Here is a 17,828-nt window from a genome sequence, read left to right as displayed (position 1 = left end):
GGATCGGTTATCGTGCTTCGCCGCGCGCTAGGCAAGCGATGACGCGGGCGACGGCGGCGCGGGTCTCCTCGATCGGGGTGTCGGTCGCGACCACGAAATCGGCGCGCGCGCGCTTTTCGGCGTCGGGCGTCTGGCGCGCGAGGATGGCGTCGAACTTCGCCTCGGTCATGCCGGGCCGCTGGAGCGTGCGCGCGCGCTGCACCTCGGGCGCGGCGGAGACGACGACGATCCGGTCGACTTTGCCGTCGCCACCGGTCTCGAACAGCAGCGGCACATCGAACACGACCAGATCAACGTCGGCGTTGGCATGAAGGAACGCCGCGCGTTCGACACCGACCGCGGGATGGACGATCGCCTCCAGCGCCTTCATCGCGACGTCGTCGCCGAGCACCGCGGCGGCGAGCTTCGCGCGGTCGACGCCCCGTGCCCCGGTCGTGCCGGGAAAGCGCGCCTCGATCGCAGCGACGACCTTGCCATTTGGTCCCTGCAAGCGGTGCACCTCCGCATCGGCGTCGAACACGGGTACGCCGCAGTCGCGGAACATCTGCGCGACGGTCGACTTGCCCATCCCGATCGATCCGGTGAGTCCGACGATCAACGGCGGCTTCACCCGAGCAACGCCTCGCGCAGTTCTTCGTCGTGCTCGCGCGGCGCGGGCTGACCGAAGAACAGCTCGAACGCGAGCGCGGCCTGGCCGACCAGCATGTCGAGCCCGTCGATCGTATCAAGCCCGCGCTCGTGCGCCTGCGTGAGCAGCCCGGTCTCGAGCGGCGAATAGACGATGTCGTAGACGATCGCGTCGGCGGGCAGCGGAAGCAGGTCGAGCTCGAGTGGCGGCTGGCCGGTCATGCCGAGCGTCGAGGTGTTGACGAGCAGTGCCGCGGACGGGAGCCTGGCGGAAAGCGGCAGCGCCTGCCCCTTCAATCCAAAGGTTGAGAGCAGCGCCGCACCTTTCAGCGGGGTACGGTTGAGCAGCGTGACCGGCCCGACGCCGACCTTTGACAGCGCGAACAGGACCGCGCGCGCCGCGCCCCCCGCCCCGACGACGACGACCGGCTTGCCGGTGAGGTCGAGTTCGGCGATCGGCGACAGGAAACCGGCCGCGTCGGTGTTGGTCGCGGCCAGTCCGTCGGCGGTGCGGAACACCGTGTTGGCAGCACCGATCGAGCCGCGCACGTTGCCGGGATCGGGCACGTGGTCGAGCGCGTCGACCTTGTGCGGCACGGTCACGTTGCACCCGCGCCAGGCGGGATCGGCGGCGCGGTCGGCGAAGTAGGCCGCGAGCGCATCGGGCGCGACGCGCGTGGCGCGATAATCGGCGTCGATGCCGAGCCGGTCGAGCCAGAAACGATGGATCAGCGGCGACTTCGACTGCGCGATCGGGTCGCCGATCACCTCGGCATAGGGCTTGGTCATGGAAGCTTGTTCCGGTCGGGTGAGGACGGAGGAATCACGCGAGCAAAACGCCGCGTTCGCGTAAGTAGCCGAGGACCGGCAGCAGCGGCATGCCGAGCACGGTGAACTGGCTGCCCTCGATCCGGCTGAACAACTGTGCGCCCGGCCCCTCGATGCGGTAGCAGCCGACGCAAGCCGAGATCGCGGGCCACTCGGCGTCGAGATAAGCCTCGATGAACGCGTCGGACAGCGGACGCACGAACATCCGCGCGGCCTCGACGTGGCGCCACACCGGGCGGCCGTTTTCCGCGATCACCGCGGCGCTGACGAGGTCGTGGCGCTTGCCCGACATGCGGATCAGGTGATCGCGCGCGTCGTCGCGGTCGCGCGGCTTGTCGAGGATCGTGCCGTCGCCCAGCACCGCGAGCGAGTCCGAGCCGAGCACGAGGCGGCCGGGATGGCGCGCGGACACCTTGAGCGCCTTCAATTCGGCGAGTGCGTCGGCGACGTCGCGCGGGGGGTCGCCCGCCATCGCGGCTTTCAGCGCCGCCTCGTCGGCGTGCGCGGGTTCGGCGGTGAAGGGCACACCCGCCGCCGACAGCAAGGCGGTGCGTGACGCGGATTGCGAGGCGAGGATGATGCTCATGGGTATGATAAGGTCGCTTGACTCAGGTCAGTCGCGTGGATGCGCGGCGCCGCCGCGTCGTTCGTTGCATAGCGAGATGATTGCGGCGGCGGTTTCCTCGATCGAACGGCGGGTCACGTCGATCACCGGCCAGCCGTTGTCGGCGAACATTCGCCGCGCGAACGCAATCTCCCGCGCGACCGCCTCGCCGTTGACGTAATCGGTCTCGGGCGTCTGGTTAAGTGACAGTAGCCGGTTGCGGCGAATCTGGATCAGCCGGTCGGCGCTGGTGGTCAGCCCCACGACGAGCGGATGCTTGAGCTGGTACAGCAAGGGCGGCGGCGGGCTTTCCACCACCACGGGAATGTTGGCGGTCTTGTAGCCGCGATTGGCGAGATAGATCGAAGTGGGCGTCTTCGACGAACGGCTGACGCCCGCCAGCACGATGTCGGCCTCTTCCCACTCCTCCCACGCGATCCCGTCGTCGTGCGCGATGGTGAACTGGATCGCGTCGACGCGCGCGAAATAAGCCGCGTCGAGCACGTGCTGTCGCCCGGGGCGCGCCTTTGCCTGTTGCCCCAGCAGCCCCGACAAGGCGTCGTTCACCGGATCTAACGGCGCGACCATCGGCAGGCCGAGCGCGTGGCAGCGTGCCTCCAGCGCGCGGCGCGTCTGCGGATTGACTAGCGTGAAGATGACGAGGCCGGGGTTCTGCGCGATCTCCTGGCAGATGCGGTCGAGATGCGCCTCGGTGCGGACCATCGGCCAGAAATGCCGCACCGTTTCCACGTCGTCATATTGCGCCAGCGCCGCCTTGGCGATGTTCTCCAGCGTCTCGCCGGTCGAATCCGACAGCAGGTGCAGGTGCAGGCGGACCATGCCAGTGCTCAGGATCGATCTGTGGACAACATGGGGACGGGGGCTAGCGTAACTCGGCCGACCCGCCAAGCGCGCTTCCCGCCTGTGGATGGGCGATCACTTGTCCACAATCCCGCCAACGCCCGCCCGTTTTATCCACAGCCTGTGAGTCGTGGTGGCGGTTGAATCGAATCCCGGGAGAATCGCGGGTCGGGCGGAGTCAATCTGTTGGCATTAGGTGTGCGAACGCATAATCCCCGGCGCCCACACGCCTACAACATCAACAACCCTCATTTTTAGATTCTTCTATTGAAGAAGGGAGTGCCGATTGACCGGCTCCAAGCCTCTGCTCGCGGTTCTGAAGGGTGAGATGCGCGCGCGTCCACCGGTGTGGCTGATGCGTCAGGCCGGGCGCTACCTGCCCGAGTATCGCGCACTCCGGGCGGAGAAGGGCGGGTTCCTCGCGCTCGCGACCGATCCGGAAGCGGCAGCGGAAGTCACGGTGCAGCCGATCCGACGCTTCGGGTTCGACGGTGCGATCCTCTTCTCCGACATCCTGATGGTGCCGTGGGCGCTGGGGCAGGAGCTGACCTTCGGAGTGGGTGAAGGACCGCGGCTGGCGCCGGCGCTGGTCGAGGCAGACCTGAGCGCGCTCACGCCCGATCTGTCGCGGCTCGATCCGGTGTACGAGACGGTCAGGCGGGTGGCGGCGATGCTGCCGGCGGAAACGACGTTTCTCGGGTTTGCGGGCTCGCCGTGGACCGTTGCGACCTACATGGTGGCGGGCGCGGGGTCGAAGGATCAGGGCGCGACGCGGTTGCTCGCCTACCGCGACCCGGCACGTTTCGGCGCAATCATCGACCGCGTGGTCGACCTGACGGTCGAGTATCTGTCGCGGCAGATCGAGGCGGGGGTCGAAGCGGTGCAACTGTTCGACAGCTGGGCGGGGTCGCTCAGCCCGGCGCAGTTCGAGGCTCACGTGATCCAGCCCAATCGCGCGATCGTCGATCGCCTGCGCGCGCGCCATCCCGGGGTGCCGATCATCGGCTTTCCGAAGGGCGCAGGCGCGAAGCTGGTCGATTATGCCGCGGGCGTCGCACCCGACGCGATCGGCCTCGACGAGACAGTCGACCCGGCGTGGGCGAATGCGGTGCTGCCCGTGGGCATGCCGGTGCAGGGCAATCTTGACCCGCTGCTGCTGGAGGCGGGCGGCGACGCGCTCGACGCGGGCGTCAGGCGGATCATCGATGCGCTGGCAGGGCGTCCGCACGTCTTCAATCTGGGGCACGGCATCGGGCAGCACACGCCGATCGCCCATGTCGAACGGCTGCTCGCCGTGTTAAGGGGCTAGGTCATGGAACCGGGTTTTCTGGGCGCGACGTACCTGTGGGTCAAAGCCGCGCATCTGATCTTCGTCATCTTCTGGATGGCGGGGCTGTTCATGCTGCCGCGCTACCTCGTGTACCATCAGGAAGGGCTCGGCGACCCCGCGGAGGCCGCGCGCTGGACCGATCGCGAGAACAAGCTGCGCCGGATCATCCTGACGCCGGCGATGGTGATCGTGTGGGTGCTGGGCATCCTGCTGTCGATCAACGCGGGGTTGCTCGCGGGCGTGCCGGGCCTGGGCTGGCTCCACGCCAAGCTCCTGATCGTCGTAGCACTTTCGGGCTATCACGGCTGGGCGGTCGGCTACGCGAAGAAGCTGGCACGCGGGCGCACAGGCGTGTCGAACAAGGCGCTCAGGATGATGAACGAGATACCCGCGCTCGCCGTCACGCTGATCGTCATCCTGGTGATCGTGAAGCCGTTCTGATCGGAGCAAGCACGCCGGCAGCGCGTGCTTGACTCGGGTGGCAGCCGATCTTAGGTCGATCGCACGGTTGAGGCACGCCCGTGCCTTGCCGCCTCCCCCAGCGTTTCCGCCAGCGACTTCCTTTTCCGCCGGATCCAGCTTCTCCCTGCTACCCGATCACATCGGACCGACGACCATGCATCTGAAAGATCTGAAGAAGAAGGCTCCGGCCGAACTCGTCCAGCTGGCCGAGGAACTGGGCGTCGAGGGCGCCTCGACGCTGCGCAAGCAGGACCTGATGTTCGCGATCCTGAAGGTTCAGGCGGAGAACGGCGAGCAGATCATGGGAGAGGGCACGATCGAGGTGCTCACCGATGGGTTCGGTTTCCTGCGCTCGGCGCAGGCGAACTACCTCGCCGGCCCCGACGACATCTACGTCAGCCCGAACCAGGTGCGCAAACACGGCCTGCGTACCGGCGACACGGTCGAGGGCGAGATCCGCGGGCCGAAGGACGGCGAGCGCTATTTCGCGCTGGTGAAGATCACGCAGGTCAATTTCGAGGACCCGGAGCGCGTGCGCCAGCGCGTGAACTTCGACAACCTCACCCCGCTTTACCCTGAGGAGCGGTTGAAGCTTGAGATCGAGGACCCGACGATCAAGGACAAGTCGGGCCGCGTGCTCGACGTCGTCACCCCGCTGGGCAAGGGGCAGCGCTGCCTGATCGTGGCGCCCCCGCGCGTCGGCAAGACGATCATGATGCAGAACATCGCGCGCGCGATCTCGATCAACCATCCCGAGGTGTTCCTGCTCGTCCTTTTGATCGACGAGCGGCCCGAGGAAGTCACCGACATGCAGCGTACGGTGAACGGCGAGGTGGTGAGTTCCACCTTCGACGAGCCGGCGACGCGCCACGTCCAGGTCGCCGAGATGGTGATCGAAAAGGCCAAGCGGCTGGTCGAGCACAAGAAGGATGTCGTCATCCTGCTCGACAACATCACGCGTCTGGGCCGCGCCTACAACACCGTGGTGCCGAGCTCGGGCAAGGTGCTGACCGGCGGTGTCGACGCGAACGCGCTGCAGCGGCCGAAGCGCTTCTTCGGTGCGGCGCGCAACATTGAGGAGGGCGGCAGCCTCACCATCATCTCGACCTCGCTGATCGACACCGGCAGCCGCATGGACGAGGTGATCTTCGAGGAGTTCAAGGGCACCGGCAACGCTGAGATCGTGCTGGACCGCAAGGTGGCGGACAAGCGCATCTTCCCGGCGATCGACGTCGGCAAGTCGGGCACGCGCAAGGAAGAGTTGCTGGTCGACAAGGGGCAGCTGTCGAAGATGTGGGTACTGCGCCGCATCCTGATGCAGATGGGCACCGTCGATGCGATGGAGTTCCTGCTCGGCAAGATGAAGGATTCGAAGACCAACGCCGATTTCTTCGACAGCATGAATCAATAGCCGAGTGCGGCCCGCGCCATGCTGGCGCGGAACTCGCACCGGCTCGGCCGGCGGGGGCGTCGCAGCACGCACCCGACCGACGACGCGGGCTTCGCCCGCGGCGCGCCACTGCCCGCCCACCATTGTATCAAACCATGTCGAGCGGATCACGCCGCCGACTAGTGCGTCTGACCCGCTTGGCGCAGCGCATGGTTCCGCTATGACGCAGCGATGAACCGGGAGCAGCCAGCGTGATCCTCGCCCACATTCTCTCCGCCGCGGCCGCTGCCGGGCCGGGATCGCTGTCCGACATCTGGCAACACGTCGTCGCCGATTTCTCCAACCTGTCCGATCCCGCCGCGCTGGCGGCATTCGGGCAGGTGTTGCTGATCGATCTGGTGCTGGCGGGCGACAATGCGATCGTCGTCGGCGCGCTGGCGGCGGGATTGCCTGCGGCCGACCGGCGCAAGGTTATCCTGATCGGCATCGGCGCGGCGCTGGTGCTGCGCATCTTCTTCGCGCTGATCGTCACGTGGTTGATGGGGATCGTCGGGCTGATCTTCGCCGGCGGATTGCTGCTGCTTTGGGTCAGCTGGAAGTTCTGGCGCGAAATTCGTGAGGGCGGCGCACATGAGGCGGAGGAGCAGGCCGGGATCAGGCCCGCCAAGAGCTTCGCCGCCGCCGCCTGGGCGGTCGCGGTCGCCGACGTGTCGATGAGCCTCGACAACGTGCTCGCGGTCGCGGGTGCGGCGCGCGAGCATCCGGGCATCCTCGTCATCGGCCTGCTGCTGTCGGTCGCGCTGATGGGGCTGGCGGCCAACCTGATCGCCAGGATCATCAACAAGCATCGCTGGATCGCGTATATCGGCCTCGCCGTGATCGTGTTCGTCGCGGGCAAGATGATCTACGAGGGTTGGACCGGAACGGCGGAGACCGCGGGGATCGTGTCGCTGTTCTGATCAATCGCGGGGTATCCAACGGCGGCGGGGATCGCTCCGGGTTCACGGCGCGTTCAATGCCGCCGTGCCACTTGCTGGCTTCCCGCAATCATCGGAGCGTTCGATCGTGAAAGCCTTTCTGCCACTCGCCGTGCTTGTCGCAACGTCGGTTCCCGCCGCGGCGCAGAGCGGTGATCTGGCGGCGGTCCAGCGGCACCTGCAGTCGGTCAACACCATGACCGCCGCGTTCAGCCAGACCGATCGCAACGGACAGGTGCTGACCGGCACGCTGACGCTGAAGAAGCCGGGCAAGATCCGCTTCCAGTACCAGAAGGGCGTGCCGATCCTGATCGTCGGCGATGGAAAGGCGCTGACCTTCATCGATCACTCGGTGCGGCAGGTGCAGCGCTGGCCGATCGGCAACTCGCCGCTGGGCGTGCTGCTCGACCCCAACAAGGACATCTCGCGCTTCGCCAAGGTGGTGCCGAGCGGTGACCCGCGCGTCGTCTCGGTCGAGGGATACGATGCCAAGCACCCCGAGTACGGCCGCATCAACCTGGTGTTCGCGCGCGACGCGAGTGCGCCGGCGGGACTGATGCTGCAGGGCTGGGTGCAGCTCGACGCGCAGGGCAATCGCACGACGATTCGATTGTCGAATCAGAAGTTCAACCAGCCGGTGAGCGACGGAACGTTCCGCTGGAACGATCCCCGGAGGCAGGGACGCGCCGGCTGAACGGAACCGGACGGGTTCGTTCATCTGCGCGACAGGCTGGTAGCCCTAGAAGCTGACCTGCGGACGTGGGGCGTATCGGGGATTTTTCCCCCTGTTGCCCCGAACCTCCACGATCCCGCCTGCGTGACGAACGCCAGGTCGGCCCTCGCTCCTTGCCCCCGGAGCGGGGGCCATTCTGTGCAGGGCGCAGGCACTCTGTGCCAGACGCCCAAGCACGGTCGGCGAGCCAAAGGCTCGTCCGACGACGCAGGCCCTGCCGGTGGCGTGCTCCCGATCAGCCAAAGCAAGCCGCTCCCTCCCCTTGGCAGCCCCCTCCCCGCCCCGCTACACGCGCGGCCGTGAAGATCGTGTCCTGGAACATCAACTCGGTGCGGTTTCGCATCGACATCGTCGAGCAATTCCTGCGCGAGGCGCAGCCCGACGTGTTGTGCCTGCAGGAAACCAAAGTGATCGATGCCGATTTTCCGGTCGAGACGTTCCGTGCGCTCGGCTACGAGCACGTGCTGCTCCACGGTCAGCGGATGCACCACGGCGTCGCGATCGTGTCGCGCGTACCGGTAGTCGAGGATGACCGGCTCGACTGGCAGGCGAACAAGGAAGCGCGGCACCTGGGCGTGCGGCTGCCCAACGGCGTTCGGTTGGAGAACGTCTACGTGCCCGCGGGCGGCGACGTGCCCGATCGGGAGGTGAACCCGAAATTTGGACAGAAGCTCGATTTCGTCGAGCGGATGACGCGCTGGTCCGAAAAGCTGGACTGCCCGACGATCCTAACCGGTGACTTCAACATCGCTCCGCTGCCTGCCGACGTGTGGAGCCACAAGGCGCTCCTGAAGGTCGTCAGCCACACCCCCGTCGAGGTCGAGGCGCTCGACGCCTTCAAGGCCTCGAACACCTGGGTCGATCTCGGACGACACTTCCATCCCGCCCCTGCCCGTCTGCACACCTGGTGGAGCTATCGCTCGCCCGACTGGACGAAGAACGATCGAGGGCGCCGCCTCGATCACATGTGGGCGACCGCCGATGTTGCTGCACAGGCGCGCGCGCACACGGTGTTTGAGGATTGCCGCAGCTGGCTCAAGCCCAGCGATCACGTGCCGATCATGACCGAGTTCGACTGGTGAGCGCGCGCGCCGCAGCCAAGGCGATCGACGCGCTGCGCCGCGGCTGGCCGATCGAGCTGCGGGCGCCGGGTGAGGAACCGCTGACGCTGCTGGCGATCGAGACGGCGGATGAGGGGCGATTGCGCGCCTTCGCACCCGGCGATTACGGCGTGCTGATCTCGAGCGGTCGCGCCGAGACGCTCAAGCTCCTCAACCAGCGTGCCTCGGGTGATCCCGACCAGCCGGTGGTGATCGAGCGTGCGCCGTGGTTCGACATGGCGCTGGCGACCGCGATCGCCGATCCGCAGCGCGATCTGTCGACCCCGTTGAAGGGGCCGTTCCGCACGCTGGAGAACCAGCGACCGGTCGCGACCGCGGCGGCGCTGCAGCTGGCGCGGATCGCGGGGTTGCTGCCGGCCTTCTTCACCGACGGCATTGATCCCGAGGTGACGATCACGCCCGACGACATCGCGGCGCACGAGGATGCAGCGCGACTCTCGATCGCGGTGCGCGCCAGGCTACCCGTTGACGGTGCGGAGGACGCGGAAATCATTGCGTTCCGCTCGCCCGAGAGCGCGGACGAGCACGTCGCCCTGATCGTCGGTAAGCCGAACGGGCGTGCGCCGGTGGTGCGGCTCCACAGCGAATGCCTGACGGGCGACGTGCTCGGCAGCTTGAAATGCGACTGTGGACCGCAGTTGCACGCCGCAATCCACGCGATCGAGGAGAGTCGCTGGGGCATCCTGCTGTACCTGCGGCAGGAGGGACGCGGTATCGGACTGATCAACAAGCTGCGCGCCTATGCCTTGCAGGATCAGGGATTCGACACGGTCGATGCGAACACGCGGCTGGGCTTCGCGATCGATGCGCGCGATTTCGGCGTGGCGGCGCGGATGCTGACGCTGCTGGGGCAAGGCGAGGTGCGACTGCTGACCAACAATCCTGCGAAGGTGGCGGGACTTGAAGCAGCGGGCGTGCGCGTGATTGAGCGCGTACCGCACTTTTTGCCGACAAACCCGCATAACGAACGCTACCTCGCCACCAAGCGTGACCGGACCGGCCATCAGCTCTGATCCACTGGTCGTCGTGTTCGGCGCGGCGGTGCGCGCGGACGGGCGCGCCAGCGGCGCGCTCGCGGGGCGGATTGAACTGGCGCGGCATCTGGCGGCGCGCTCGCCCGAGGCGATCGTGTTCTGCTCGGGTGCGATCGGTGACGAGGGTTCATCGGAGGCGTCGGTGATCGCGCGGGGTCTGCGCGACACGGTCGCCGCTGATCGCCTGGTGCTCGACGAGGAAAGTCGCGACACGTTGCAAACCGCGCGTGCTGCGGCCGATTACGCACGGTCGAATGGCATCGCACGCTGCGTCGCCTGCACCGACAATTGGCATCAACCACGCGCGCGCATGCTGTTGCGGCTGTTCGGCGTGAGGACGATGGGCGCCCGGCTCGATCACGGTCACCGCCCCGCCAGGCGCAGGGCTCGCGCCTACGTACGCGAGGCGCTCGCCCTTCCCTACGACGCCGTTGCAGGCGCGTGGGCGCTGATCAGGCGATAAGCGCGCTCACCTCGTCGAAGTCGCGCGCGATCGCGTCGACACCGATCGCGCTTAGCCGTTCGGCGTGACCGGGCGCGCAATGCGTGCCCGCGACCAGGCCGATGACGTAACCTCCGCTCGCCACCGCTCCGGTCGCACCGACGGGTGAGTCTTCCAGTATCGCGCAGCGCTCGATCGGCACGCCGAGCCGCTCGGCACCATAGAGGTACAGATCAGGAGCGGGTTTGCCGCGCGTGACATGCTCCGCGCCCGAGTAAACGTGGTCGCCGAATGCGTCGCTCAGGCCCAGATGCGCGAGATGGGCGTGGAGCCAGCGCGTGTTGCTCGACGACACGACCGCCTTGGGTAAATCGGCGGGCAGCCTGCGCACGAACGCAACCGCTCCCGCGACCTCCTCGATCCCCTCAGCGATGCAGCGCGCATCCTCTTCGGCGCGCGCGGTGTGGAAGCTGTCGGGTAGCGGCCCATCGATCCAGCGCTCGACCGCGCCGCGGAAGTCGATCCCCGACAGTCCCATGAAGTTCGCCATCGACTGCTCGGGCGTGGTCGGATGGCCGATATCGGTCAGGAATGCGGCAATCTGACGATTACCCGCCGCCTCGCTCTCGATCAGGACGCCGTCGAAATCGAACAGGAGGCCTGCGAACCTCATGCGCGATGGCCGAACAGGGCAGAGCCGACCCGGACATGGGTGGAGCCGAGCGTTACCGCGGTGTCGTAATCGTCCGACATGCCCATGCTGAGCCCGGCCAGCCCGTGATCGCGCGCGAGCTTTGCTAGTAAGGCGAAATAGGGTGCCGCCTCCAAGCTGGCAGGCGGCAGGCACATTAGCCCGGCGACCGGTAGAGCGGCATCGCGTGCTTGCGTGAGCAATTCAGGCAGGTCTGCGATCGCACAGCCGCCCTTCTGCGGTTCGTCGCCGATGTTGACCTGAATGAAGCAGTCGGGCCGTCGGTCCTCCTGCTCCATCGCGCGCGCGAGCGCGGTGACGAGCGACGGGCGATCGACGACGTGGATCGCATCAGCGAGGCGTACCGCGTCACGCGCCTTGTTCGATTGAAGCTGTCCGATCAGATGAAGCCGCGTGTTGGGATAACGCTCGCGCAGGACGGGCCATTTCGCCTCGGCTTCCTGGACGCGATTTTCGCCGAAGTCGCGCTGACCGGCGGCGAGCAGCGGCTCGATCGCGTCTGCCGGGTGGGTCTTCGATACCGCGATCAGCGTGACGTCGGCGCAATCGCGGCGCGCGCTGGTGGCGGCCTTGTCGATCCGTACGCGCAGGTCGACGAGCCGCTCGGCCGGAGAACGATCATCCCGGACGCGCGGCTTGGGGCGCGGGGCAAGCGAGGGTTCGTCGAAGGGCATCGCGCGGGCTATAAGCGTGGCGATGCGCACTCGCCACCCTTGCCGACCGCCACGAGCGGGGAAGCGCCTGCTCGTGTTGCCGACACGTTGGCTGATGACGGACGAGCGCATGGGTGACGAACTATGGCGCGCGTTGGCCAGACTGCCGCGCGGGGGCGGCGTGATATTCCGCCATTATTCGCTGGCACCCCTAGAACGACGACGCTTGTTCGCGCGCGTGCGACGGGTGGCGCGATCACGCGGGCTGGTACTGATCCGGGCGGGCATGAAGCGGATGGCGGGAGAGCAGGGCACGCACGGTCAGAACGGTGGCAGCATCGTGTCCTGGCCGGTGCACTCGGTCGCGCAGGCGCGACGCGCGCGGCAGGCGAGTGCTGCGGCGGTGTTCGTCTCGCCCGTATTCGCCACGCGCTCTCATCCGGGTGACAAGCATCTGGGTGAGCGACGCGCGCGCGTGATCGGACGTGTCGCAGGTGTACCGCTGATCGCGCTCGGCGGCATGGACGAGCGGCGCTTTCGAAAACTAAGCGGCTTTCACGGCTATGCGGCGATCGATGCCTGGCTGAGGTAACCGGTATGCGACCTTACCGGGCCGATCGATCAGAAGCGGAAGGCAGTCCCGACATAGACCGCTTGGCTGTCGTGGCGATCGTCCTCACGCCGCGTCAGCCGCTCACGCTCGCTCTTGTAGCGCATGCCCGCGGTCAGATCGATGTTACGCGTCAGCGAGTAGGAACCACCCAGATCGAGCGAGTAGCTGGGCCGCTCGGCAATCAAGCTGGGAGTGCCCGCGAGCGCGCGGTCGGCGGTCGCGCGAAGCTGTCCCGAGATCGCGTTACCCACGTAGCTGAGCGACACGTCGGATGACTGGCGTCCACCCGGCGTCGCGGCGAGATCGACCTTCGCCGTGTCGGCAGCAACCGCGAAGCGCTTCCAGCCGACCGAGACGCCCAGATTGTACGCGATCGGCGCCAGGCCGACCGTCGGGCTGGGCACGACCGCGGCGAGGCGGCTGTTGTCGCGCGTCGGCGCCAACGTCGAGCGTGCGCGCACCGCGACGGTTACCGAGCGGTTGCCGCTACGCGACTCGGACGGCGTGAAGCTGAACCCGCTCGCGTCGAGGCCGCTGCGCGCGAACAACGCCGCGAGCTTCGGGTCGGCGGCGGCGGGGGTAAAGGTGCCCGCTACGCGCGGCGCGACGAAGCGTTTGACGCTGCGCGGAGCCGTTTCCGCCGCACCAAACGCGGGCGCGACGGCAAAGGCACCCGCGACGAGCGCGATCCCCATGCTGCCAGCGATAACCCGACGTGCGCTCACGACTCAAACACCCCTCTGCGGCGATCTCATGCCGCTCCCGAGAAGCGGCCTAGCAGTTTTAGGTTCCAAGTCCATCATGGACGATATCGAATACCAACCAACTGTTGCGCCAACAGCACAATCGACGCGTGCTTGCCGCGCCCAGATGGGGAGGATAGAGGTGGAAAAGCGATGCGCCTGCCTCGTGGCGCGTGTTTTTGCCAAGGATCCTGCCATGTTTCGCCGTTCGCGTGTCGCATTGGGCCTCTGTGCCGCCATCGCTGTTGCTGGTTGCAGCCACGGGGGCAAGCGCCCGACCGCCGACCTTGCTGCTTCGCGGGTGACGACGATCGGCGTCAACAGCTATCTGTGGCGCGCGACGCTGGATGCCTTGAGCTTCATGCCGCTGCTGCAGACCGACTCGAATGGCGGCGTCGTCGTGACCGACTGGTACGTCAATCCGCAGCTACCGACCGAGCGGATGAAGGTCACTGTATCGATCCTCGACCAGGACCTGCGCGCCGATGCAGTGCGCGTGGCGGCGCTGCGCGAGGTGAACCGCGGCGGGCAGTGGGTGTCCGCGCCCGTTGCGGCGGCGACGACGCAGAAGCTGGAGGACATCATCCTGACCAAGGCGCGCGACCTGCGCCGTGGCTCGGTAACCGGCTGAGCGACCGACACGCATGGCCAACCGGTTCAATGCCCTGAAGGCGGACGCGCACTGGCAGGGGGTGTGGGACGAACGTCGCACCTTCGCCGCCGACGATCACAGCGCCAAGCCCAAGAGCTACGTGCTCGAGATGTTCCCCTATCCGTCGGGGAAGATCCATATGGGCCACGTGCGCAACTACACGATGGGTGACGTGCTCGCGCGCTATCGCCGCATGACCGGGCACGAGGTGCTCCACCCGATGGGGTGGGACGCGTTCGGAATGCCGGCTGAGAACGCCGCGATGGAGAAGGGCGTTCACCCGGGCAACTGGACGCGCGCCAATATCGCCACGATGAAGGCGCAGCTGAAACGGCTCGGCTTCGCGCTCGACTGGTCGCGCGAACTAGCGACGTGCGAGCCCGATTATTACGGGCACGAGCAGGCGCTGTTTCTCGAATTCTACAAGGCCGGGCTCGTCTATCGCAAGGAATCGGCCGTCAACTGGGACCCGGTCGACATGACCGTGCTCGCCAACGAACAGGTGATCGACGGGCGCGGCTGGCGCTCGGGCGCGTTGGTCGAGAAGCGCAAGCTGTCGCAGTGGTTCCTGAAGATCACGCAATTCGCCGACGAACTGCTCGACGGGCTCGGCAGCCTGGAACATTGGCCCGCCAAGGTCCGGCTGATGCAGGAGAACTGGATCGGGCGCAGCCGCGGCCTCCAATTCCGGTTCGCGCTGTCGAACGACGGCAGCGTCGAGGTGTTCACGACACGGCCCGACACGATCTACGGCGCGAGCTTCGTCGCGGTCGCGGCCGATCACCCGATCGCGCAGGCGCTCGCGGCGGAAAACCCCGACGCTGCGGCGTTCGTCGAGCGCTGCAAGCAGGGCGGTACGACCGCAGCCGAACTGGAGACGCAGGAGAAGCTCGGCTTCGACACCGGGCTGACCGCAGCGCATCCGCTCGGCGCGGTTGATCTGCCGGTCTACATCGCGAACTTTGTGCTGATGGAGTACGGCACCGGCGCGGTATTCGGCGTGCCCGCGCACGACCAGCGCGACTTCGAGTTCGCGACCAAGTACCGCCTGCCGATCCGCCGTGTCGTGGCCGACGGCGACCGCACCGATCCGACCTTCGACGATGACGCGGCCTATATCGGCGCCGGCGTGCTGGTGAACTCGCGCGAGCTCGACGGCATGAGCGTCGAGGACGCGAAGCGCGCGGTGATCGCGCGTGCCGAGGAAGCGGGATGGGGCGAGGGGACGACGGTCTATCGCCTGCGCGACTGGGGCGTCAGCCGTCAGCGTTACTGGGGCACGCCGATCCCGATCATTCACTGCGCCGCGTGCGGCGAAGTACCAGTCCCGCGCGAGCAGCTGCCCGTCGTTCTGCCGGAGGATGTAAGCTTCGACGTACCGGGCAACCCGCTCGATCGGCATCCGACGTGGAAACATGTTGCCTGCCCGTCATGCGGTGCCGACGCGCTGCGCGATACCGATACGCTCGACACCTTTGCCGATTCGTCGTGGTATTTCATCCGCTTCGCCAGCGCGCCCGAGGACAAGCCCTTCGACAAGGCGGTAGCCGCATCGTGGCTGCCAGTCGGGCAATATATCGGCGGAGTCGAGCACGCGATCCTGCACCTACTCTACGCGCGCTTCTGGACCCGCGCGCTGCGCCACGTCGGCATGCTTGACGTGGCGGAGCCGTTCACCGGTTTGTTCACGCAAGGGATGGTGACGCACGAGACCTATCGGCTCGACATACCCGATCACGACGGCCCGCCCGCCGCGCTCTGGGTCTCCCCGAGCGACCTGACGGTAGGAGAGGGCGGGGTGCTCTCGTTCGAGACACCGGAAGGGGCATCGATCCCGATCATCCGTGGTCGCGTCGAGAAGATGTCCAAATCGAAAAAGAACACCGTCGATCCCGAGCCGATCGTCGACCAGTACGGTGCGGACGCGGTCAGGTGGTTCATGCTGTCCGACTCGCCGCCCGAGCGCGACCTGGAATGGAGCGAGAACGGCATCGAGGGGTCGTGGCGCTTCGTTCAGCGAATGTGGCGGCTGGTCGATGCCGAGGCTCAGCCCGGTGACGGTGCCGACGTGGCGCTCGATCGCAAGCTGCATCAAGCGATCGCGGGCATCGCGGCTGATATCGAGGCGCTGTCGTTCAACAAGGCGGTGGCGAAGCTGTACGAGCTGACCAGCGCGATCGAGAAGGCTGCGCCCTCCACGTCGCGCGCTCAGGCGGTCGACACGTTGTTGCGCCTCGTCGCGCCGATGGTGCCGCATTTGGCGGAAGAGGCCTGGGCGGCGCGCGGCAAGGCCGGGCTGATCTCCGATGCAGCCTGGCCCGACGTCGATCCGGCGCTGCTCGTGGACGACGAGGTCACGATTGCGGTGCAGGTCAACGGCAAGCTGCGTGACACGCTGGTGATGGTCAAGGGTGCCACGAAGGACATGATCGAGGCGGCCGCGCTCGCGAGCGAGAAGGTCGTGCGCGCGCTCGAGGGCAAGACCCCGCGCAAGGTGATCGTGGTGCCCGACCGCCTCGTGAACATCGTCGCGTGACGCGGCTGCTTACACTCGCCGCGGTCGCGTCGCTGCTCTGCGGATGCGGGCTGCAGCCGCTCTATTCAGGCGGCAGCGCCGGACCGGTCGCGCGCGCGATCGGGCAGGTCGAGATCGACCCGATTGAGGGCAAGGCCGGCTGGCTGGTCACCAACGCGCTCAAGGATCGGCTGGGCGCAGTGTCGAGCGGCGGTGCGCCGTACCGACTGGTTGTCAAGCTGGACGACCAGATCAGGGGTCTGGGCGTCCGCCGCGACAACAGTGTGACGCGCGAGCGGCGGACGCTGCGCGCGCGCTATCAATTGGTCGACGCGAGCCAGGGCACGGTGGTGCTCGATCAGACCGCGGGCTCCGATGTCGGCGTCGACGTGGTGCAGAGCGACTATGCCGTCGTCGCGGCGGAGAATACCGCATTGGAGCGGTTGTCGGTCATCATCGCCGACCAGATCGTCGCGCGTCTGGCGCTATACGCGAGGCGCCGCGCGCAGCCGCAGCCGTGAAGGCGAGCCAGGCGCAACTGACCGCCGCACTCGATCGCGCGGGCGGCGACATGCGGCTGTTCCTGTTTCACGGTCCCGATGAATCCGGCGCTCTGGCGTTCGCCGCGCGGCTCGCGCGCGCGATGGGCGAGGGGGTCGAGCGTGTCGATCTCGAGCCCGGCAGCCTGCGTAGCGACCCCGCCAAACTGGCCGACGAGGCGGCATCGATGTCGCTGTTCGGTGACCGTCGCTTCATCCGCGTCGCCGGCGCGGGTGAGGAGAGTGCCGACGCGGCGGAAGCCTTGCTTGAGGCGGCCAGCGCCGGAAACCCCGTCGTGATGATCGCTCCGGGCGTCAAGGCAACCGGGCGCCTGGTCAAACTGGCCCTCGCGGCCGATCGCGCGATGAGTTTCGCCTGTTACCCTCCGGAGGGCAACAATGCCGAGGGGCTGGTGACCACGATGGCACGTGAGCAAGGCCTGGGGTTGGGCGCGGGTGTTGCCGCCCGCATCGTGCGTGCCAGCGACGGCGACCGCGCGATCATGGCGTCAGAGGTTGAGAAGCTCGCACTCTACCTCGACGCAGGTCCCGATCACCCGCGCGATGCCAGCGCCGACGATCTGGCGGAGATCGGTGCCGACCTGGAAGAGGGTGAGATCACGCCGATCGTCGAGGCGGTGATCGCCGGCGACGCGTCCGCACTGATTGCGGCACTACGTCCCATGCAGAGCAGCGATGCATCGCCGATCCCGTGGTTGCGTGCGCTCGCACGGCGGCTCGCGGCGCTCGCCGAAATGCGTGCTGCGGTCGATGCGGGTGAGGGCGCGGGGCAGGTGGTGAAGCGGTTCCGCGTCTTCTGGCGTGAGGAAGCCGCGACGATCGCGGCCCTGCAACGCTGGAACGTGCAACGTCTTACCCGCGCGCTCGACATCGTTCGTGCCACGGAGCGCGAGGTCATGGCCAAGGGCGGGGCGGGACGAACGATCGCCGACCAGCAGCTGCTGACGCTTACCCGCAGGCGCTGAGCCGCA

At 67.2% G+C, this 17,828-nt stretch carries 20 protein-coding genes; 13 read left to right on the top strand and 7 right to left on the bottom strand.

Going from position 1 to position 17,828, the window contains the following annotated elements; genetic code table 11:
- Positions 1-7 precede the first annotated feature (7 nt).
- The 4 genes from coaE to BMW51_RS11775 are packed head-to-tail and all read right to left on the bottom strand — an operon-like array spanning position 8 to position 2,899.
- Positions 8-610 (bottom strand): dephospho-CoA kinase, encoded by a 603-nt coding sequence (gene coaE, locus BMW51_RS11790; protein ID WP_093006612.1) that lies wholly within the window; start codon positions 608-610, stop codon positions 8-10.
- Positions 607-1,416: a shikimate dehydrogenase family protein gene (locus tag BMW51_RS11785; RefSeq protein WP_093006610.1), complete on the bottom strand. Its 810-nt coding sequence runs from the start codon at positions 1,414-1,416 to the stop codon at positions 607-609. Before BMW51_RS11785 ends, coaE begins: the two co-directional genes overlap by 4 nt.
- A gap of 34 nt (positions 1,417-1,450) precedes the next feature.
- Entirely contained in the window at positions 1,451-2,041 is a 591-nt protein-coding gene (locus tag BMW51_RS11780) for a Maf family protein (RefSeq protein WP_093006608.1), read from the bottom strand.
- A 27-nt stretch (positions 2,042-2,068) separates the two neighbouring features.
- The gene (locus BMW51_RS11775) at positions 2,069-2,899 is read right to left on the bottom strand and encodes a pyruvate, water dikinase regulatory protein (protein ID WP_093006606.1); all 831 of its coding nucleotides are present in this window, start codon (positions 2,897-2,899) and stop codon (positions 2,069-2,071) included.
- A 307-nt stretch (positions 2,900-3,206) separates the two neighbouring features.
- Between BMW51_RS11775 and hemE the strand changes: the two genes are divergently transcribed.
- From hemE to BMW51_RS11735, 8 genes are all read left to right on the top strand, one after another.
- Positions 3,207-4,229 (top strand): uroporphyrinogen decarboxylase, encoded by a 1,023-nt coding sequence (gene hemE, locus BMW51_RS11770; RefSeq protein WP_093006604.1) that lies wholly within the window; start codon positions 3,207-3,209, stop codon positions 4,227-4,229.
- Positions 4,230-4,232: 3 nt separating this feature from the next.
- Positions 4,233-4,691, top strand: a complete 459-nt coding sequence (locus BMW51_RS11765; protein ID WP_093006602.1) for a CopD family protein — start codon at positions 4,233-4,235, stop codon at positions 4,689-4,691.
- Between the two features lie 175 nt (positions 4,692-4,866).
- On the top strand, positions 4,867-6,123 hold the full coding sequence (gene rho, locus BMW51_RS11760) for a transcription termination factor Rho (protein WP_093006600.1): 1,257 nt from the start codon (positions 4,867-4,869) through the stop codon (positions 6,121-6,123).
- A 230-nt stretch (positions 6,124-6,353) separates the two neighbouring features.
- Positions 6,354-7,061 (top strand): YjbE family putative metal transport protein, encoded by a 708-nt coding sequence (locus BMW51_RS11755; RefSeq protein ID WP_093006598.1) that lies wholly within the window; start codon positions 6,354-6,356, stop codon positions 7,059-7,061.
- A gap of 106 nt (positions 7,062-7,167) precedes the next feature.
- Positions 7,168-7,773, top strand: a complete 606-nt coding sequence (locus tag BMW51_RS11750) for a LolA family protein (protein ID WP_093006596.1) — start codon at positions 7,168-7,170, stop codon at positions 7,771-7,773.
- A 338-nt stretch (positions 7,774-8,111) separates the two neighbouring features.
- Complete coding sequence (locus tag BMW51_RS11745; RefSeq protein ID WP_093006593.1) at positions 8,112-8,894, top strand: exodeoxyribonuclease III; 783 nt, start codon at positions 8,112-8,114, stop codon at positions 8,892-8,894.
- Positions 8,891-9,946, top strand: a complete 1,056-nt coding sequence (gene ribA / locus BMW51_RS11740; RefSeq protein WP_093006591.1) for a GTP cyclohydrolase II — start codon at positions 8,891-8,893, stop codon at positions 9,944-9,946. Before BMW51_RS11745 ends, ribA begins: the two co-directional genes overlap by 4 nt.
- Positions 9,921-10,430, top strand: coding sequence for a YdcF family protein (locus BMW51_RS11735; protein ID WP_177171642.1), 510 nt, complete (start codon positions 9,921-9,923; stop codon positions 10,428-10,430). The genes ribA and BMW51_RS11735 overlap by 26 nt, the downstream gene beginning before the upstream one ends.
- On the opposite strand, the gene BMW51_RS11730 is transcribed toward BMW51_RS11735, so the two are convergent.
- The gene (locus tag BMW51_RS11730; protein WP_093006587.1) at positions 10,420-11,082 is read right to left on the bottom strand and encodes an HAD family hydrolase; all 663 of its coding nucleotides are present in this window, start codon (positions 11,080-11,082) and stop codon (positions 10,420-10,422) included. The genes BMW51_RS11735 and BMW51_RS11730 overlap by 11 nt on opposite strands.
- Positions 11,079-11,795 (bottom strand): YggS family pyridoxal phosphate-dependent enzyme, encoded by a 717-nt coding sequence (locus BMW51_RS11725; RefSeq protein ID WP_093006585.1) that lies wholly within the window; start codon positions 11,793-11,795, stop codon positions 11,079-11,081. Before BMW51_RS11725 ends, BMW51_RS11730 begins: the two co-directional genes overlap by 4 nt.
- A gap of 73 nt (positions 11,796-11,868) precedes the next feature.
- Between BMW51_RS11725 and BMW51_RS11720 the strand changes: the two genes are divergently transcribed.
- Entirely contained in the window at positions 11,869-12,366 is a 498-nt protein-coding gene (locus tag BMW51_RS11720) for a thiamine phosphate synthase (RefSeq protein WP_342723978.1), read from the top strand.
- Between the two features lie 29 nt (positions 12,367-12,395).
- On the opposite strand, the gene BMW51_RS11715 is transcribed toward BMW51_RS11720, so the two are convergent.
- Complete coding sequence (locus tag BMW51_RS11715) at positions 12,396-13,112, bottom strand: hypothetical protein (protein ID WP_342723976.1); 717 nt, start codon at positions 13,110-13,112, stop codon at positions 12,396-12,398.
- Between the two features lie 214 nt (positions 13,113-13,326).
- Between BMW51_RS11715 and BMW51_RS11710 the strand changes: the two genes are divergently transcribed.
- Genes BMW51_RS11710 through holA form a run of 4 tightly spaced genes read left to right on the top strand, consistent with a single transcriptional unit; the run spans position 13,327 to position 17,822 of the window.
- Positions 13,327-13,761 (top strand): DUF3576 domain-containing protein, encoded by a 435-nt coding sequence (locus BMW51_RS11710; protein ID WP_093006866.1) that lies wholly within the window; start codon positions 13,327-13,329, stop codon positions 13,759-13,761.
- Between the two features lie 13 nt (positions 13,762-13,774).
- Positions 13,775-16,318 carry a leucine--tRNA ligase gene (leuS, locus tag BMW51_RS11705; RefSeq protein ID WP_093006579.1) on the top strand — a complete coding sequence of 848 codons (2,544 nt, stop codon included), beginning with the start codon at positions 13,775-13,777 and terminating at the stop codon, positions 16,316-16,318.
- Complete coding sequence (gene lptE, locus BMW51_RS11700) at positions 16,315-16,818, top strand: LPS assembly lipoprotein LptE (protein WP_093006577.1); 504 nt, start codon at positions 16,315-16,317, stop codon at positions 16,816-16,818. Before leuS ends, lptE begins: the two co-directional genes overlap by 4 nt.
- Positions 16,815-17,822 carry a DNA polymerase III subunit delta gene (gene holA / locus BMW51_RS11695; RefSeq protein ID WP_093006575.1) on the top strand — a complete coding sequence of 336 codons (1,008 nt, stop codon included), beginning with the start codon at positions 16,815-16,817 and terminating at the stop codon, positions 17,820-17,822. Before lptE ends, holA begins: the two co-directional genes overlap by 4 nt.
- Positions 17,823-17,828: the final 6 nt, after the last annotated feature.

Source organism: Sphingomonas palmae, from assembly GCF_900109565.1.
Taxonomy (GTDB): domain Bacteria; phylum Pseudomonadota; class Alphaproteobacteria; order Sphingomonadales; family Sphingomonadaceae; genus Sphingomonas; species Sphingomonas palmae.
Note: the sequence above shows the minus strand (reverse complement) of the source record. Positions and strands in the feature narration are given on the sequence as shown.

Excerpts from the sequence above, each read along its gene's own strand:
- BMW51_RS11785 (WP_093006610.1), bottom strand. The coding sequence starts at position 1,416 with ATGACCAAGCCCTATGCCGAGGTGATCGGCGACCCGATCGCGCAGTCG.
- BMW51_RS11780 (WP_093006608.1), bottom strand. The coding sequence starts at position 2,041 with ATGAGCATCATCCTCGCCTCGCAATCCGCGTCACGCACCGCCTTGCTG.
- BMW51_RS11775 (WP_093006606.1), bottom strand. The coding sequence starts at position 2,899 with ATGGTCCGCCTGCACCTGCACCTGCTGTCGGATTCGACCGGCGAGACG.
- BMW51_RS11765 (WP_093006602.1), top strand. The coding sequence starts at position 4,233 with ATGGAACCGGGTTTTCTGGGCGCGACGTACCTGTGGGTCAAAGCCGCG.
- rho (WP_093006600.1), top strand. The coding sequence starts at position 4,867 with ATGCATCTGAAAGATCTGAAGAAGAAGGCTCCGGCCGAACTCGTCCAG.
- BMW51_RS11730 (WP_093006587.1), bottom strand. The coding sequence starts at position 11,082 with ATGAGGTTCGCAGGCCTCCTGTTCGATTTCGACGGCGTCCTGATCGAG.
- BMW51_RS11725 (WP_093006585.1), bottom strand. The coding sequence starts at position 11,795 with ATGCCCTTCGACGAACCCTCGCTTGCCCCGCGCCCCAAGCCGCGCGTC.
- BMW51_RS11710 (WP_093006866.1), top strand. The coding sequence starts at position 13,327 with ATGTTTCGCCGTTCGCGTGTCGCATTGGGCCTCTGTGCCGCCATCGCT.
- leuS (WP_093006579.1), top strand. The coding sequence starts at position 13,775 with ATGGCCAACCGGTTCAATGCCCTGAAGGCGGACGCGCACTGGCAGGGG.